The sequence below is a fragment of the Pseudomonas sp. OV546 genome, from assembly GCF_900116845.1.
GTDB lineage: Bacteria > Pseudomonadota > Gammaproteobacteria > Pseudomonadales > Pseudomonadaceae > Aquipseudomonas > Aquipseudomonas petroselini.
In genome coordinates, this window is sequence record NZ_FPCE01000003.1 from 483,881 (window position 1) to 499,631 (window position 15,751).

The following is a 15,751-nucleotide window of genomic DNA, read 5'->3' on the forward strand; positions in this document are numbered from 1 at the left end:
GGCCGACTCAGTCAGCCAGGGCGGCGTTCTGCAGTTCGAAAATCTCGGTCATGCCTTTCTGGGCCAGGGCCAGCATGGCGTTCAGGTCGGCCGGCTGGAATGGCGCACCTTCGGCAGTGCCCTGCACTTCGATGAAACCACCGGTGCTGGTCATGACCACGTTCAGGTCGGTCTCGGCGGCCGAGTCTTCCAGGTAGTCCAGGTCCAGCACTGGCTCGCCCTGGTACATGCCTACCGATACGGCAGCGATCATCTGCTTGAGCGGGTCGCCCGCTTTCAGGCCGCCGCGCTTCTTGATCACTTTCAGTGCGTCGACCAAGGCCACCATGGCGCCGGTGATGGACGCGGTACGGGTGCCGCCGTCGGCCTGGATCACATCGCAGTCGACGTAGAGGGTCACGTCGCCCAGCTTGGACATGTCCAGGGCTGCGCGCAGGGAACGGCCGATCAAACGCTGGATTTCCAGGGTGCGACCGCCTTGCTTGCCACGGCTGGCTTCACGCTGGTTACGCTCGCCGGTGGCGCGCGGCAGCATGCCGTACTCGGCGGTCAACCAACCCTGGCCCTGGCCTTTAAGGAACCGCGGTACGCCGTTTTCAACGCTGACGGTGCAGATAACCTTGGTATCGCCAAACTCGACCAGTACAGACCCCTCGGCGTGTTTGGTGTAGTTGCGGGTGATGCGGATCGAGCGGAGCTGATCGGCAGCGCGACCACTTGGACGTTTCATAGGGAGACACCTGTACTGAGGACGAAAAACTGCCGAGCATTATAGAGCCGTGAACCGGTTCGGGGCACTGCTAAAAAATCCGGTTACGAATGCTCGGTTTGGGCGCGCTCCTCCCACTGCGCTACAATCCTGCGCCTTCTTAACCATCAGCCCGTGTTTGCGGGACTGCAACGCGAGGTACCTCCATGGTGCACAGCATGACCGCCTTCGCCCGCGTCGAAAAAGCCGGCGTACAAGGCACCCTGAGCTGGGAACTGCGCTCGGTCAACAGCCGCTACCTGGAGCCGCACCTGCGCCTGCCGGAGTCATTCCGCGACCTCGAAGGCGCCGTGCGTGAAGCGCTGCGCCAGGGCATTTCCCGCGGCAAGCTGGAATGCACCCTGCGCTTTACCGAAGAAACCACCGGCAAGCCGCTGCAGGTCGACCGCGACCGTGCCGCGCAACTGGTGGCCGCCGCCGAAACCATCGCCGGCCTGATCAAGCAGCCGGCCGCGCTCAACCCCCTGGAAGTGCTGGCCTGGCCCGGTGTACTGGTGGCCGACGCCACCGACCCGCAGGCCCTCAATGCCGAAGCCCTGGCCCTGTTCAACCAGGGCCTCAAGGAGCTCAAGGCCGGCCGCGAGCGCGAAGGCGCCGAGCTGGCACGCCTGATCAACGAGCGCCTGACCTCCATCGAAGAAGACGTGGTCACCCTGCGTGAGCTGGTCCCGCAGATGCTTGCCACCCAGCGCCAGAAGGTGCTCGACCGCTTCGCCGACATGAAGGCCGACCTTGACCCGACACGCCTGGAGCAGGAAATGGTCCTGCTGGCGCAGAAGAGCGACGTCGCCGAAGAACTCGACCGCCTGAGCACCCACATCCTTGAAGTGCGCCGCGTGCTCAAGTCCGGCGGTGCCGCCGGTCGGCGCCTGGACTTCCTGATGCAGGAACTCAACCGCGAAGCCAATACACTGGGCTCCAAGGCTTTCGATCCGCGCAGCACCACGGCGGCGGTCAACCTCAAAGTGTTGATCGAGCAGATGCGCGAACAAGTACAGAATATTGAGTAAGGCAACCTCCATGACCCACAGCACCGGCACCCTTTACATCATTTCCGCCCCTTCGGGCGCGGGCAAGAGCAGCCTGGTCAAGGCCCTGACCGACGCTGACGAGCAGATCCGCATCTCGGTCTCCCACACCACCCGCGCCATGCGCCCGGGTGAGGTGAACGGCGTGCACTATCACTTCGTCGAGCGCACCGAGTTCGTCAAGATGATCGAACATGGCGACTTCCTCGAGCGCGCCGAAGTGTTCGGCAACCTCTACGGCACGTCGCAGAGCCACTTACAGCAGACCCTGGACGAAGGCCACGACCTGATCCTGGAAATCGACTGGCAGGGCGCCGAACAAGTGCGCCAGTTGATGCCCAAGGCGCGTTCGATCTTCATCCTGCCGCCGTCCCTGGAGGCGTTGCACCAGCGCTTGACCAACCGTGGCCAGGACAGTGACGAGATCATCGAAGGCCGCATGCGTGAAGCCGTCAGCGAAATGAGCCACTACGTCGACTACGACTACCTGATCATCAACGACGATTTTGCCCATGCACTGGATGATTTGAAGGCGATTTTCCGCACCAATCAGCTCCAGCAAAAACGCCAACAGCAGCGTTTCGGCAAATTACTCGCCGAATTGCTCGGCTGATTGGCTCTTCCCAAAACCGCTGCAAGGGCTTTACATTGGCGCTTGTAGCGGTTTTGCGAGGGCCTGCGAAAAATCAGCGCTTCCCTAAACGCTGGTGATTTTTTAAACTGTTTAGTCCGCTCGCCCAACCGGGCAGCGCGCATCTTGCATTCGCTCCGAGGAATACCATGGCCCGCGTAACCGTTGAAGACTGCCTAGAACACGTGGATAACCGCTTTGAGCTGGTCATGCTCTCTACCAAGCGTGCCCGTCAACTGGCCACTGGCGGCAAAGAGCCGTTGGTCCAGTGGGAAAACGACAAGCCTACCGTTGTAGCCCTGCGTGAAATCGCTGAAGGCCTGATGAGCTACGAGTTCATCGCCAACGCTGAAATCGTTGAAGACGAACCGCTGTTTGCAGCGTTCGAGGACGAGTCCAACGAGGCCGTCTAAGCCTATGCCTGGTCGACGTAGCACGGCGCGGGGTCACAGCCAACGGCAGGAGTTCATCCTTTGCCGAGCATAGACGCCCTCGCCGATCGCTTATCGACCTACCTCGGCCCAGACCAGGTCAACCTGGTCCGCCGAGCGTATTTCTACGCCGAACAAGCCCACGACGGCCAACGCCGCCGCAGTGGCGAGGCGTATGTCACCCATCCTCTTGCGGTGGCAAATATTCTGGCCGACATGCACATGGACCATCAGAGCCTGATGGCCGCGATGCTGCATGACGTGATCGAAGACACCGGCATCGCCAAGGAAGCGCTCAGCGCGCAATTTGGCGAAACCGTGGCCGAACTGGTCGACGGGGTCAGCAAACTGACCCAGATGAACTTCGAGACCAAGGCCGAAGCCCAGGCGGAAAACTTCCAGAAGATGGCCATGGCCATGGCACGCGACATCCGCGTGATCCTGGTCAAGCTGGCCGACCGGCTGCACAACATGCGCACGCTGGAAGTGCTGTCCGGCGAAAAACGTCGGCGCATCGCCAAGGAAACCCTGGAAATCTACGCGCCCATCGCCAACCGGCTGGGCATGCACGCCATTCGTATCGAATTCGAAGACCTCGGTTTCAAGGCCATGCACCCGATGCGTTCGGCGCGCATCTACCAGGCGGTCAAGCGCGCACGGGGCAACCGCAAGGAAATCGTCAACAAGATCGAAGAGTCGCTGAGCCATTGCCTGGCGATCGACGAGATCGAGGGCGAAGTCAGCGGCCGACAAAAACACATCTACGGCATCTACAAAAAGATGCGCGGCAAGCGCCGGGCCTTCAACGAGATCATGGACGTGTACGCGTTCCGGATCATCGTCGACAAGGTCGACACCTGCTACCGCGTGCTGGGCGCTGTGCATAATTTGTACAAACCCCTGCCGGGCCGCTTTAAGGACTACATCGCGATTCCCAAGGCCAACGGCTACCAGTCGCTGCATACCACGCTGTTCGGTATGCACGGGGTGCCGATCGAGATCCAGATCCGCACCCGCGAAATGGAAGAGATGGCCAACAACGGCATCGCCGCCCATTGGCTGTACAAATCCAGCGGCGACGAGCAGCCCAAGGGCACTCATGCTCGCGCCCGCCAGTGGGTCAAGGGCGTGCTGGAAATGCAGCAACGTGCCGGCAATTCCCTGGAATTCATCGAAAGCGTGAAGATCGACCTGTTCCCGGACGAGGTCTACGTGTTCACGCCCAAAGGTCGGATCATGGAGCTGCCCAAAGGCTCCACCGCTGTCGACTTTGCCTACGCCGTGCACACCGACGTGGGCAACAGCTGCATCGCCTGTCGGATCAATCGCCGTCTCGCACCGCTGTCCGAACCGCTGCAAAGCGGCTCCACGGTCGAGATCGTCAGCGCTCCAGGCGCTCGCCCGAACCCGGCGTGGCTCAACTTTGTGGTTACCGGCAAGGCGCGCACGCACATCCGTCACGCCTTGAAACTGCAGCGCCGTTCCGAGTCCATCAGCCTGGGCGAACGCCTGCTGAACAAGGTGCTCAACGGTTTCGACAGTGCGTTGGACAAGATCCCGCAAGAGCGCGTGCAAGCGATGCTCCACGAGTACCGCCAGGAAACCATCGAAGACCTGCTGGAAGATATCGGCCTGGGCAACCGCATGGCTTATGTCGTCGCACGCCGCCTGCTCGGCGAAGGCGAACAGCTGCCAAGCCCGGAAGGCCCGCTGGCGATTCGCGGCACCGAGGGCCTGGTGCTCAGCTACGCCAAGTGCTGCACGCCGATCCCAGGCGACCCGATTGTCGGCCACTTGTCGGCGGGCAAAGGCATGGTGGTGCACCTGGACAACTGCCGCAACATCACCGAAATCCGTCACAACCCGGAAAAATGCATCCAGCTGTCCTGGGCCAAGGACGTCACCGGCGAATTCAACGTCGAGCTGCGGGTGGAGCTCGAACACCAGCGCGGCCTGATCGCCCTGCTCGCCAGCAGCGTCAATGCGGCCGACGGCAATATCGAGAAAATCAGCATGGACGAGCGCGATGGCCGTATCAGCGTGGTCCAGCTTGTGGTCAGCGTCCACGACCGCGTGCACCTGGCCCGCGTGATCAAGAAACTGCGTGCCTTGACCGGGGTCATCCGCATCACCCGCATGCGCGCATAGCGCTTCAGCGAGCCCACTTATTACAAGGAGTCATTCATGACCAAGACTGTTATCACCAGCGACAAAGCCCCTGCTGCCATCGGCACTTACTCCCAGGCGATCAAGGCGGGCAACACCGTCTACATGTCCGGCCAGATCCCATTGGACCCAAAGACCATGGAACTGGTGGAAGGCTTCGAAGCACAGACCGTACAGGTCTTCGAAAACCTCAAGTCGGTTGCTGAAGCCGCTGGCGGTTCGTTCAAAGACATCGTCAAGCTGAACATCTTCCTCACCGACCTGAGCCACTTCGCCAAGGTCAACGAGATCATGGGCAAGTACTTCGAACAGCCCTACCCAGCCCGCGCCGCCATCGGTGTTGCCGCCCTGCCTAAGGGTGCACAGGTTGAGATGGACGCCATTCTGGTCATCGAGTAAAACACCCGGCGCAGCCCGCACAGGCTGCGCCGACTTCGTTTCGAAAGGATTTCATGATGCGCAAAGCGCTTGTAGCCTCATCAATGCTCGCCCTGTTGCTTAGCGGCTGCGCCAGCAACCCTGCGGACCTGGATGTGAGCGGCACCTGGATCAACCAGGCCGCCATCGATGCGGCAGCCAAGGGCGGCCCTTTGCGTGAAGCCTTGCAGAGCTTTGGCCCGAACCTCGAGTGGGAGGTCAATTCCAAGGCCTCGCAAGCGCGCTATTACAACGGTTTTGAAGTGGCCGAAGGCAAGTTGCTGGGTGAAAAATCCGGCGCCTGGAGCGTGGACTTCTACGGCAGTTCCGCCACCGAACTCAAGCGCAAAGGCAAGCAACTGCTGCAAGTGGCCAACGACAACGAGCCTGAACAGCTGTTTGCCCGCGCCAAAGAGCCCGCGCCGGACGGTGCGCCCATTGGCGCCAACTTCGAACGCGCGCTGTACGCGGCCTACATGGGCGGCGACTGGAAGATCGCCGACGGCTTCGGCAGCGGCGCCATCGTACAGTTCCAGGCCGACGGCAAGGTCGCGGGCCTGCCGAATGTCGATCGGTACTCGCTGTGCCTGGCGGGTGACTGCGCCTCCATGAGCGGTGGCTACGACAGCATCTGGCTGCAACTCAATGGCCAGGGCAACCCGTGGATCTTTGTGCGCAAGGGCAAGCAACTGGAGATTTTCCAGGCGGTGAATACCGCGCAGGCCGACGAAGTACCGCAGTTCACCCCCGGGCCCCGTCAATGGCTGCTGGTAAAACAATAGCCGCCATGCCGCAAATCCAAATGTGGGAGGGGGCTTGCCCCCGATTGCAGTACATCAGCTAATACAACTGTGGCTGACACTCCGCTATCGGGGGCAAGCCCCCTCCCACATTTTTTGACTGCGTTTCAGCCCTTGAGGATCGCAGCATAGCCTTCGCGATAAGTCGGGTAGGTCGGCGTCCAACCCAACGCTTTCGCCCGGGCATTGCTGCACTGCTTGCTGCCCGCCCGCCGCACACTGGCGTCCTCAGCCCACTCGGTCACCCCAAGGAATTCGCGCAACCAGCCCACCACTTCGGCCAGTGGCGCGGGCGCATCGTCAACGCCGATGTAGACCTTGTCCAACGCGCCGCCGCTTTCCACGTGCCGCAACAAAAACGCCAGCAAACCCGCTGCGTCCTCCGCGTGAATGCGGTTGCCATATAAAGGTGGGTCGACTGCTACACGGTAGCCTTGGCGGACCTGAGTCAACAGCCATTCGCGGCCCGGACCGTAGATGCCGGTCAGGCGGACAATGCTGGCCGGGATGCCGCTGTTAAGCGCCACTTGCTCGGCCTCCAACATCACTTGCCCGGAATACCCCTTCGCCTGAGTCTCCGACGTTTCGTCGACCCACTCGCCATTCTGCTGCCCGTAGACGCTGCTGCTGGAGACAAACAGCAGGTGCTTGGGCTCCTGGCCATAGTCGCCCAACCACTCCAGTACATGTTTCAGCCCTTGTACGTAAGCGGCGCGATAACCGGCTTCGTCGTGATCCGTCGCGGCGGCGCAGTACACCAGGTAATCCACCCCGCCGATCGGCCAGGTGTCAGGGCAATCTTTCTTGAACAGGTCGCCGGCGATGCCAATCACGCCGTCGGGAAGCCGCGAAACATCGCGGCGCAGGCCATGCACCTCCCATCCGGAGGCGAGCAACTGGCTGGCCAGCCGACTCCCCACATCGCCACAACCCGCAATCACAACCGAAGGCGCTGACATCACAAAACTCCCTACTGAAAGGTCTAGGTTAGCCTTCGCAGATGACCGTCGGCCAGAAAAAGGGCAAATAAAGTTACTGTATTACTTCTGTTAACAAGAATTACTTGCAATAATAACCGCCCATTTGTCCTCGACCCCTGGGTCTGGAAGGACGATCACTCATTTTTTTACTCAGGTCCGGCCAGCATGACACGTAATACAACCCCCGCTTCGCCAACCAAGCGTCACAGCCCATCCCGCGCCTGGCGCGCGATTGCTGCGCTGCTGTTCAGCGTACTGCTGGCACCGACCGCCGCCTTCGCTGATGCCACCGCCCCCGCTACCCCGCCTGCAGCCGCAGCACCGGCAGCGCCTGCTACAGCGCCCGCTGCCACCGACCCGGCCCAGGCTGCTGATCCAGCCTCCGCCGACGACACCGGTGTGGTGCTGGAAGAAGACAACACCCTGGGCATGGCCCACGACCTGTCGCCATGGGGCATGTACCAGAACGCTGACGTGGTGGTGAAAGCCGTCATGATCGGCCTGGCCATCGCCTCAATCATCACCTGGACCATCTGGATCGCCAAAGGCTTCGAGTTGCTGGGCGCCAAACGCCGTCTGCGTAACGAAATCGTCCACCTGAAAAAGGCCACCACCCTCAAGGAAGCCAGCGAAAGCGCGACCAAGAAAGGCACCCTGGCCAACACGCTGGTGCACGACGCACTGGAAGAAATGCGCCTGTCGGCCAACGCCCGCGAAAAAGAAGGCATCAAGGAACGTGTGGCCTTCCGCCTGGAGCGCCTGGTGGCGGCCTGCGGTCGTAACATGAGCAGCGGCACCGGCGTTCTGGCGACCATTGGTTCCACTGCGCCCTTCGTCGGCCTGTTCGGTACCGTGTGGGGCATCATGAACAGCTTCATCGGCATCGCTAAAACCCAGACCACCAACCTCGCCGTCGTTGCCCCCGGCATCGCCGAAGCCCTGCTGGCGACCGCCCTGGGCCTGGTTGCCGCGATTCCTGCGGTGGTGATCTACAACGTCTTTGCCCGTTCGATTGCCGGCTACAAGGCTCAGGTATCGGACGCGTCGGCGGAAGTCCTGCTGCTGGTCAGCCGCGACCTCGATCACCTGCCTACCGAGCGCAGCTCGCAACCGCACATGGTGAAAGTGGGGTAATCGGCCATGGGCCTGCATTTGAATCAAGGCGACGACGAACTCGTCGAGAACCACGAAATCAACGTCACGCCGTTTATCGACGTGATGCTGGTGCTGCTGATCATCTTCATGGTGGCGGCACCGTTGGCCACCGTGGACATCAAGGTTGACCTGCCCGCGTCCAGCGCCAAGCCGGCACCGCGACCAGAGAAACCGATCTTCCTCAGCGTCAAGGCGGACCAACGCCTGTTCCTGGGCGAAGAGGAAGTCAAGGCTGAAACCTTGGGGCCGGTGCTCGACGCCAAGACCCAAGGCAAAAAAGACACGACGATCTTCTTCCAGGCCGACAAGGGCGTGGACTACGGCGACCTGATGAGCGTGATGGATGCCCTGCGGGCAGCCGGCTACCTCAAGGTAGGCCTGGTCGGACTTGAGACGGCAGCCAAGAAATGATCACGACGCGCCACAAACTGACGCGTTATGGCACCAGCCTCGCCGTCGTACTGGGCGTGCATGCCATCGCGATTGCTATCGCGCTTCATTGGTCGGCGCCGCGCACGGTGCAGTTGCCACCGGCCGCCATGGTCATCGACCTGGCCCCGATGCCAGCGCCACCACCGCCGGCACCGCCCAAAGTGGTAACGCCGCCGCAACCGCCTGCACCGGTAGAAGAGCTGCCCCTGCCGAAACTGGCCGAGGCCCCCAAGCCGACAATCCAGGTGCCCAAGCCGGTCAAGCCCAAGCCTAAACCGCAGCCGCCCAAGCCGGTGGAGAAGAAGATCGAGCCGCCCAAGGAGAAACCCTCCGAGGACCCGCCGAGCGACGCTCCACCGACCCAAGCGCCGGCTGAAAAATCGGCCCAACCGGTACCTGGCCCGTCGCCACAACAGATCGCCGCCAAAGCGTCCTGGGAAGGCACCCTGCTGGCACACTTGCAGAAGTACAAGAAATACCCGCCAGGTGCCCAGGCCCGTGGCAAGGAAGGCTTGAACCGCCTGAAGTTCGTGGTGGATGCCGACGGTAACGTGCTTTCCTACGAGTTGGTCGGCCGCTCCGGCAACGCCGACCTGGACCGTGCCACGCTGGACATGATCCGTCGTGCCCAGCCTCTGCCCAAGCCGCCGGCGGACATGCTCAAAGGTGGCAGCATCGAGATCGTTGCACCGTTCGTGTACAACATCGAGAAACGCCGCCGCTAAAGGCACACAGGAAGCAATGTGGGAAGGGGCTTGCCCCTCCCACATTTTGGTTGCATCGCACAAGAAAATTCCCGACTACTCCCCGCTCAATCCCTACCAAACTTCTGATAACGTGCGTCTATCGATTGCAGCCGGTATGCTTGGCCCGCAACCTCATGGACGCCCGCTATGACTCTTACAGAATTACGCTACATCGTTACCCTCGCCCAAGAGCAGCATTTCGGCCACGCGGCCGAGCGTTGCCACGTCAGCCAGCCGACGCTGTCGGTGGGCGTGAAAAAGCTTGAAGACGAACTCGGTGTGCTGATTTTCGAGCGCAGCAAGAGCGCCGTGCGCCTCACCCCGGTGGGTGAAGGTATTGTGGCCCAGGCACAGAAGGTGCTGGAGCAAGCACAGAGCATTCGCGAGCTGGCCCAGGCCGGCAAGAACCAGCTGACCGCACCGCTGAAAGTCGGCGCCATCTACACCGTCGGCCCGTACCTGTTCCCGCACCTGATTCCGCAACTGCACCGCGTCGCGCCGCAGATGCCGCTGTATATCGAAGAAAACTTCACCCACGTGCTGCGCGACAAACTGCGCAACGGCGAGCTGGACGCAATCATCATCGCCCTGCCGTTCAATGAAGCCGACGTGCTGACCCTGCCGCTCTACGACGAGCCGTTCTACGTGCTGATGCCGGCCTCCCACCCGTGGACGCAGAAAGACACCATCGACGCCGGCCTGCTCAACGACAAGAGCCTGCTGCTGCTCGGCGAAGGTCATTGCTTCCGCGACCAGGTCCTCGAAGCCTGCCCGACCCTGACCAAAGGCAACGACGGCGCCAAGCACACCACCGTGGAATCCAGCTCCCTGGAAACCATTCGGCACATGGTCGCGTCGGGCCTGGGCATCTCGATCCTGCCGCTGTCGGCGGTGGACAGCCATCACTACGCCCCCGGCGTGATCGAAGTGCGCCCACTCACGCCGCCGGTGCCGTTCCGCACCGTGGCGATCGCCTGGCGCGCCAGCTTCCCACGGCCAAAAGCCATTGAGATCCTCGCCGACTCGATCCGCCTGTGTTCGGTGGCCAAGCCGCCTGCTGCGAGTTAAGCAAGGGTATGACTGAGCTGTCGCAGGTGTCGGTGACGGCACTCAAGGGTGTCGGTGAAGCCATGGCCGAGAAGCTGGCCAAGGTCGGCCTGGAGAACCTCCAGGACGTGCTGTTCCACCTGCCCTTGCGCTATCAGGACCGCACCCGCGTAGTGCCCATCGGCCAGTTACGCCCTGGGCAGGATGCGGTGGTCGAAGGCACCGTCAGCGGTGCCGACGTGGTCATGGGCAAACGCCGCAGCTTGGTCGTGCGGCTTCAGGACGGTACCGGCGGCCTCAGCCTGCGCTTCTACCATTTCAGCAACGCGCAGAAGGAAGGCCTCAAGCGCGGCACCCGCGTGCGCTGCTACGGCGAAGCGCGGCCCGGTGCGTCAGGCCTGGAGATCTATCACCCGGAATACCGCGCCATCACCGGGGATGAACCGCCGCCGGTCGACACCACGCTCACCCCGATCTACCCGCTCACCGAAGGCCTGACCCAGCAACGCCTGCGCCAGCTGTGCACGCAGACGCTGACGATGCTCGGCCCGAAAAGCCTGCCCGACTGGCTGCCTGAGGAACTGGCTCGCGACTATCAATTGGCGCCGCTGGACGATGCGATTCGCTACCTGCATCACCCGCCCGCCGACGCCGATGTCGACGAACTGGCCCTCGGTCATCACTGGGCGCAGCACCGCCTGGCCTTCGAAGAGCTGCTGACCCATCAACTGTCCCAGCAACGCCTGCGCGAAAGCATGCGCTCCCTGCGCGCGCCAGCGATGCCCAAGGCCACGCGTCTGCCCGCGCAGTACCTGGCCAACCTCGGTTTTGCCCCGACCGGCGCCCAGCAGCGCGTGGGTAACGAGATCGCTTATGACCTCAGCCAGAAAGAACCGATGCTGCGCCTGATCCAGGGCGACGTCGGCGCGGGCAAAACCGTGGTCGCCGCCCTCGCCGCGCTGCAAGCGCTGGAAGCCGGTTACCAGGTGGCGCTGATGGCGCCGACCGAGATCCTGGCCGAGCAACACTTCATCACCTTCAAGCGTTGGCTCGAGCCGCTGGGCCTGGAAGTCGCCTGGTTGGCCGGCAAGCTCAAAGGCAAGAACCGCGCATCCGCACTCGAACAGATCGCCGGCGGCGCACCGATGGTGGTGGGCACCCACGCGCTGTTCCAGGACGAGGTGCAGTTCAAGAACCTGGCCCTGGTGATCATCGACGAACAGCACCGTTTCGGCGTGCAGCAGCGCCTGGCCCTGCGCCAGAAAGGCGTGGGCGGGCGCATGAACCCGCACCAGTTGATCATGACCGCCACACCGATCCCGCGCACGCTGGCCATGAGCGCCTACGCCGACCTCGACACCTCGATCCTCGACGAACTGCCGCCTGGCCGTACGCCCGTCAACACCGTACTGGTCACCGACACCCGGCGTGTCGAAGTGATCGAGCGCGTGCGCGGCGCCTGTGCCGAAGGTCGCCAGGCCTACTGGGTCTGTACGCTGATCGAAGAGTCCGAAGAGCTGACCTGCCAGGCCGCCGAAACCACCTACGAAGACCTGACCAGCGCCCTCGGCGAGCTTAAGGTCGGGCTGATCCACGGGCGCATGAAGCCTGCGGAAAAGGCCGCGGTAATGGCCGAGTTCAAGGCCGGCAATCTGCAACTGCTGGTGGCCACCACGGTGATCGAAGTAGGCGTGGACGTGCCCAACGCCAGCCTGATGATCATCGAAAATCCCGAGCGCCTCGGCCTGGCGCAGTTGCACCAGTTGCGCGGACGTGTCGGCCGGGGCAGCGCGGCCAGCCATTGTGTGCTGCTCTACCACCCGCCACTGTCGCAGATCGGTCGTCAGCGCCTGGGCATCATGCGCGAAACCAACGACGGTTTTGTCATCGCCGAGAAGGACCTCGAACTGCGTGGGCCCGGCGAAATGCTCGGCACCCGCCAGACCGGCCTGCTGCAATTCAAGGTCGCCGACCTGATGCGCGACGCCGATTTACTGCCCGCCGTACGCGATGCCGCGCAAGCCTTGCTCGAACGTTGGCCGGAGCATGTCAGCCCGTTGCTGAATCGCTGGTTGCGCCATGGGCAGCAATACGGCCAAGTGTGACGCCTGACTCACTTAACCGACCAACATAGGTAGCAAGCTGGTTATACTCCAATGACTGTAAGAAATTGGATCAGGCCATGTCAGAAGTTGCCCTCGCCACAGCCCCACTGACCGCCCCGCCGGTCATTCGGGCTCTGCTCGCAAAACTCGCCATCCCCTATACGGAAGTCGCGGATCTACCGGGCCTGAATCCTGCGCGAAAGGTCCAGGCCGTGTTGCTGGAAGATGCGGTGGGCGCACTGATGGTGCTGTTCCCGCAGAACCAGTTGCTCGACCTCAACCGCCTCACCGAACTGACCGGTCGCCGCCTCATTGCCGTGTCGCCGGAGCGCGTCGCGCGCATGCTGGGCAAACATGACCTGAGCCTGCTGCCAGGCCTGCCGCCCCTCACCAGCTCACCGTGCCTTTACGAAGGCAGCCTGCTCAATGAGCCGAACCTGCTGGTGCATTCGGGCGAAGCCGGGCTGCTGCTGGAAATCGCCAGCGACGACTTCAAGACCATGCTGACCAAGGCCAGCGCCGCTCAATTCGGCGAGCCGCTGAGCAACATTCGCCCGAACCTCGACCGCCCAAACGACGACCGCGAGGAAATCACCCAGGCGATGCAAGCGTTCACCGCGCGCCGCATCCAGCAACGCCTGGAAGCGACCATCGAGATTCCACCGCTGGCCGACACCGCGCAGAAGATCATCAAGTTGCGCGTCGACCCCAATGCCACCATCGATGACATCACCGGCGTGGTCGAGACCGACCCGTCCCTGGCCGCGCAAGTGGTGAGCTGGGCCGCGTCGCCCTACTACGCGTCGCCGGGCAAGATCCGCTCGGTGGAAGATGCCATCGTGCGCGTGCTGGGCTTTGACCTAGTGATCAACCTGGCGCTGGGCCTGGCCCTGGGCAAAACCCTGAGCCTGCCCAAGGACCACCCACACCAGGCCACGCCATACTGGCACCAGTCCATCTACACCGCCGCCGTGATCGAAGGCCTGACCCGCGCCATGCCCCGCGCCCAGCGCCCGGAAGCCGGCCTGACCTACCTGGCCGGTCTGCTGCACAACTTCGGTTACCTGCTGCTGGCCCACGTGTTCCCGCCGCACTTCTCGCTGATCTGCCGCCACCTGGAGGTCAACCCGCACCTGTGCCACAGCTATGTCGAGCAACACTTGCTGGGCATCAGCCGCGAGCAGATCGGTGCCTGGTTGATGCGCTACTGGGACATGCCGGACGAATTGTCCACCGCCCTGCGCTTCCAGCACGACCCGACCTACGACGGGCAATATGCTGAGTATCCGAACCTGGTGTGCTTGGCGGTGCGCTTGTTGCGCAGCCGGGGGATTGGCTCCGGGCCGGACGAGGCGATTCCGGACGCGCTGCTTGAGCGCCTGGGCTTGAGCCGTGACAAGGCTGAGGAAGTGGTGGGCAAAGTGCTGGATGCTGAAGTGCTGTTGCGCGAGTTGGCGTCCCAGTTCAGCCAGGGCTGAATCGGTAGTGTGTTAGACCACTGTCGGGGGCAAGCCCCCTCCCACAGGTTGATCTGCGAGCACAGTCAAGTGTGGGAGGGGGCTTGCCCCCGATGAATCCACCTCGGTCTACTTCTTTTTCTTCGGCTTCAAATACTTGGTCAACCCCTGGAACCAGATCACCAGCGCCGGGTTGCCCTTGATCTGGATCGACTTGTCCTGAATCCCCGTCATGAACGCCAGTTGCTTGTTCTTCGCCTGCATCGTGGCGAAGCCGTAGGCGGCGTCCTTGAACGCGATAGCAAACGCCGGCGCCGGGTGAACACCCGAGCGACTGGTGATGCGCTGGTCTTTGACGATGAAGTGACGGGCAACCTTGCCGTCGAGGGTCTGCAGCTGGAAGGCCAGGTCTTTGTCACCCAGTTGCTGCTGGAAGGCGGGATTGGTGCGGCTGGCTTTGCCCATCATCAGGCCCAGCACCCACAGGAGAAGACGAAATTTCATGCACACGGCCTCGGTGTAATTATTGAGTGGCCGCAGCAGTTTAACGATTTGCAAAAAGAACGCCACCGATCTAGCGCTTTAGCGGAAGATCGGCTGGCGTTTGACGCTTATAGCAGCATTTTACTTAAACGTTTGGGCAAGGTACCGGCGCCCAGTCGGCCAGGTTCGGATCGCGGCAGCTGCCTTCGAGCTGAGCTTTACCGGCGCTGGCGACCTTCTTGCTTTCATCTTGCTTGGTCTGGGCGGTCTGGAAGGTCTTCTCGGTGCTCACCGCTTCTGTTGGTACGGTTGGAAGAACCGGCTTTTTAGGCGGTTTGGTGCCTGTGCCTTTCTTCTTGCCCGATGTCACAGCGGGTGTTACATCGGCCTTGGCCACGGTGACCACGTCGGTACGCTGTACGCCAACCTGTTGCAGGTCTTTCTCGTAGGCCTGGGTGTAGTTGTTCAGGTCTTCGGCGGCTTTACCGTTGACCGCAACGATCAGGTCATTGGATTCCTTCAGGCCCGAGACGATTTCCGCCAGGCGCTTGCGGCCTTCGGTGTCGTTGACGGTCTTGGCTTTGCGATCAGCCACCAACTTGGTGAACGCGCTCTGGTAGCACTGCTGGGACGCCTTGGCGTACGCAGTGCTGCGGTCGATGTCAGAGGCGCTTTTGTTCACGTCAGCCGCATACGAGGCAATACGCTGGTTGTCATCGGCGATCTGCTTCTGACGTTCGGTGTAGTAACCCGCCGCGCCGCCGGCCAACGCGCCGCCTGCAGCACCGATGGCGGCGTTACGGCCACGTTTTTCCTTGTCGCCTGTGAGGGCGCCCAGCAGTGCACCGCCGGCAGCGCCGATGGCCGCACCGGTCACGACCGACTTGGTCATGTCCGAATCAGTCGCGCGCAGGTGCTGCACCGGCTCGTAGCAGTTCGGGTAGTACTCGACCTTGGTGCTCGACGTGACCTTGGAGGCCGGCGACGTGGCGCAACCGGTCAGCACAGTGCTGAAACCGGCTGCGATCAGCAGCAAGTGACGCTTGGAAACCGCCTTACGGGAAAAAAGCATAAGTGTGTTCTCGTTTAAGTTTGACTTGCCCA

Annotated in this window: 16 protein-coding genes; 12 read left to right on the forward strand and 4 right to left on the reverse strand. The window is 62.2% G+C overall.

What is annotated here, in order from left to right; all coding sequences use genetic code 11:
• Nucleotides 1-7: 7 nt before the first annotated feature.
• Nucleotides 8-730 carry a ribonuclease PH gene (rph, locus tag BM403_RS10255; protein ID WP_010207511.1) on the reverse strand — a complete coding sequence of 241 codons (723 nt, stop codon included), beginning with the start codon at nt 728-730 and terminating at the stop codon, nt 8-10.
• A 185-nt stretch (nt 731-915) separates the two neighbouring features.
• On the opposite strand from rph, the gene BM403_RS10260 reads away from it, so the two are divergent.
• The 6 genes from BM403_RS10260 to BM403_RS10285 all read left to right on the forward strand — a co-directional run bounded on the left by BM403_RS10260 (nt 916) and on the right by BM403_RS10285 (nt 6,224).
• Nucleotides 916-1,779: a YicC/YloC family endoribonuclease gene (locus tag BM403_RS10260; protein ID WP_064053246.1), complete on the forward strand. Its 864-nt coding sequence runs from the start codon at nt 916-918 to the stop codon at nt 1,777-1,779.
• Between the two features lie 10 nt (nt 1,780-1,789).
• Nucleotides 1,790-2,410, forward strand: coding sequence for a guanylate kinase (gene gmk / locus BM403_RS10265; protein WP_010168203.1), 621 nt, complete (start codon nt 1,790-1,792; stop codon nt 2,408-2,410).
• 167 nt (nt 2,411-2,577) lie between these two features.
• Nucleotides 2,578-2,841, forward strand: a complete 264-nt coding sequence (gene rpoZ / locus BM403_RS10270; protein WP_003176920.1) for a DNA-directed RNA polymerase subunit omega — start codon at nt 2,578-2,580, stop codon at nt 2,839-2,841.
• A gap of 60 nt (nt 2,842-2,901) precedes the next feature.
• Entirely contained in the window at nt 2,902-5,007 is a 2,106-nt protein-coding gene (gene spoT, locus BM403_RS10275) for a bifunctional GTP diphosphokinase/guanosine-3',5'-bis pyrophosphate 3'-pyrophosphohydrolase (protein ID WP_015886535.1), read from the forward strand.
• A gap of 36 nt (nt 5,008-5,043) precedes the next feature.
• Nucleotides 5,044-5,424, forward strand: a complete 381-nt coding sequence (locus BM403_RS10280) for a RidA family protein (RefSeq protein ID WP_003176922.1) — start codon at nt 5,044-5,046, stop codon at nt 5,422-5,424.
• A gap of 56 nt (nt 5,425-5,480) precedes the next feature.
• Nucleotides 5,481-6,224: a hypothetical protein gene (locus tag BM403_RS10285; protein WP_093542663.1), complete on the forward strand. Its 744-nt coding sequence runs from the start codon at nt 5,481-5,483 to the stop codon at nt 6,222-6,224.
• A gap of 125 nt (nt 6,225-6,349) precedes the next feature.
• Here the strand turns inward: BM403_RS10285 and BM403_RS10290 are convergent, their stop codons facing one another.
• Entirely contained in the window at nt 6,350-7,201 is an 852-nt protein-coding gene (locus BM403_RS10290) for an SDR family oxidoreductase (protein ID WP_043206063.1), read from the reverse strand.
• Nucleotides 7,202-7,387: 186 nt separating this feature from the next.
• Here BM403_RS10290 and exbB point away from each other — a divergent pair, with 186 nt between their 5' ends.
• The 6 genes from exbB (at nt 7,388) to BM403_RS10320 (ending at nt 14,185) form a co-directional block, all read left to right on the forward strand.
• Nucleotides 7,388-8,356 carry a tonB-system energizer ExbB gene (gene exbB / locus BM403_RS10295; RefSeq protein WP_046034851.1) on the forward strand — a complete coding sequence of 323 codons (969 nt, stop codon included), beginning with the start codon at nt 7,388-7,390 and terminating at the stop codon, nt 8,354-8,356.
• Nucleotides 8,357-8,362: 6 nt separating this feature from the next.
• Entirely contained in the window at nt 8,363-8,788 is a 426-nt protein-coding gene (gene exbD / locus BM403_RS10300) for a TonB system transport protein ExbD (RefSeq protein WP_003195519.1), read from the forward strand.
• Entirely contained in the window at nt 8,785-9,534 is a 750-nt protein-coding gene (locus BM403_RS10305) for a TonB family protein (RefSeq protein ID WP_015886539.1), read from the forward strand. Before exbD ends, BM403_RS10305 begins: the two co-directional genes overlap by 4 nt.
• Before the next feature lie 168 nt (nt 9,535-9,702).
• Complete coding sequence (locus BM403_RS10310; protein WP_015886540.1) at nt 9,703-10,623, forward strand: hydrogen peroxide-inducible genes activator; 921 nt, start codon at nt 9,703-9,705, stop codon at nt 10,621-10,623.
• An 8-nt stretch (nt 10,624-10,631) separates the two neighbouring features.
• Nucleotides 10,632-12,707: an ATP-dependent DNA helicase RecG gene (gene recG, locus BM403_RS10315; RefSeq protein ID WP_046034850.1), complete on the forward strand. Its 2,076-nt coding sequence runs from the start codon at nt 10,632-10,634 to the stop codon at nt 12,705-12,707.
• Between the two features lie 77 nt (nt 12,708-12,784).
• The gene (locus tag BM403_RS10320; RefSeq protein ID WP_015886542.1) at nt 12,785-14,185 is read left to right on the forward strand and encodes an aminoacyl-tRNA deacylase and HDOD domain-containing protein; all 1,401 of its coding nucleotides are present in this window, start codon (nt 12,785-12,787) and stop codon (nt 14,183-14,185) included.
• A gap of 108 nt (nt 14,186-14,293) precedes the next feature.
• Here the strand turns inward: BM403_RS10320 and BM403_RS10325 are convergent, their stop codons facing one another.
• Nucleotides 14,294-14,668, reverse strand: coding sequence for a hypothetical protein (locus BM403_RS10325; protein WP_003195530.1), 375 nt, complete (start codon nt 14,666-14,668; stop codon nt 14,294-14,296).
• Nucleotides 14,669-14,792: 124 nt separating this feature from the next.
• Complete coding sequence (gene tagQ, locus BM403_RS10330; RefSeq protein ID WP_043206064.1) at nt 14,793-15,719, reverse strand: type VI secretion system-associated lipoprotein TagQ; 927 nt, start codon at nt 15,717-15,719, stop codon at nt 14,793-14,795.
• Between the last annotated feature and the right edge of the window lie 32 nt (nt 15,720-15,751).

Bases quoted from the DNA above. Each gene is read 5' to 3' on its own strand.
- BM403_RS10305 (WP_015886539.1), top strand. From the start codon at position 8,785: ATGATCACGACGCGCCACAAACTGACGCGTTATGGCACCAGCCTCGCC.
- exbB (WP_046034851.1), top strand. From the start codon at position 7,388: ATGACACGTAATACAACCCCCGCTTCGCCAACCAAGCGTCACAGCCCA.
- BM403_RS10280 (WP_003176922.1), top strand. From the start codon at position 5,044: ATGACCAAGACTGTTATCACCAGCGACAAAGCCCCTGCTGCCATCGGC.
- recG (WP_046034850.1), top strand. From the start codon at position 10,632: ATGACTGAGCTGTCGCAGGTGTCGGTGACGGCACTCAAGGGTGTCGGT.
- gmk (WP_010168203.1), top strand. From the start codon at position 1,790: ATGACCCACAGCACCGGCACCCTTTACATCATTTCCGCCCCTTCGGGC.
- BM403_RS10325 (WP_003195530.1), bottom strand. From the start codon at position 14,668: ATGAAATTTCGTCTTCTCCTGTGGGTGCTGGGCCTGATGATGGGCAAA.
- rph (WP_010207511.1), bottom strand. From the start codon at position 730: ATGAAACGTCCAAGTGGTCGCGCTGCCGATCAGCTCCGCTCGATCCGC.
- BM403_RS10260 (WP_064053246.1), top strand. From the start codon at position 916: ATGGTGCACAGCATGACCGCCTTCGCCCGCGTCGAAAAAGCCGGCGTA.
- exbD (WP_003195519.1), top strand. From the start codon at position 8,363: ATGGGCCTGCATTTGAATCAAGGCGACGACGAACTCGTCGAGAACCAC.
- BM403_RS10310 (WP_015886540.1), top strand. From the start codon at position 9,703: ATGACTCTTACAGAATTACGCTACATCGTTACCCTCGCCCAAGAGCAG.
- tagQ (WP_043206064.1), bottom strand. From the start codon at position 15,719: ATGCTTTTTTCCCGTAAGGCGGTTTCCAAGCGTCACTTGCTGCTGATC.
- BM403_RS10290 (WP_043206063.1), bottom strand. From the start codon at position 7,201: ATGTCAGCGCCTTCGGTTGTGATTGCGGGTTGTGGCGATGTGGGGAGT.
- BM403_RS10285 (WP_093542663.1), top strand. From the start codon at position 5,481: ATGCGCAAAGCGCTTGTAGCCTCATCAATGCTCGCCCTGTTGCTTAGC.
- BM403_RS10320 (WP_015886542.1), top strand. From the start codon at position 12,785: ATGTCAGAAGTTGCCCTCGCCACAGCCCCACTGACCGCCCCGCCGGTC.
- rpoZ (WP_003176920.1), top strand. From the start codon at position 2,578: ATGGCCCGCGTAACCGTTGAAGACTGCCTAGAACACGTGGATAACCGC.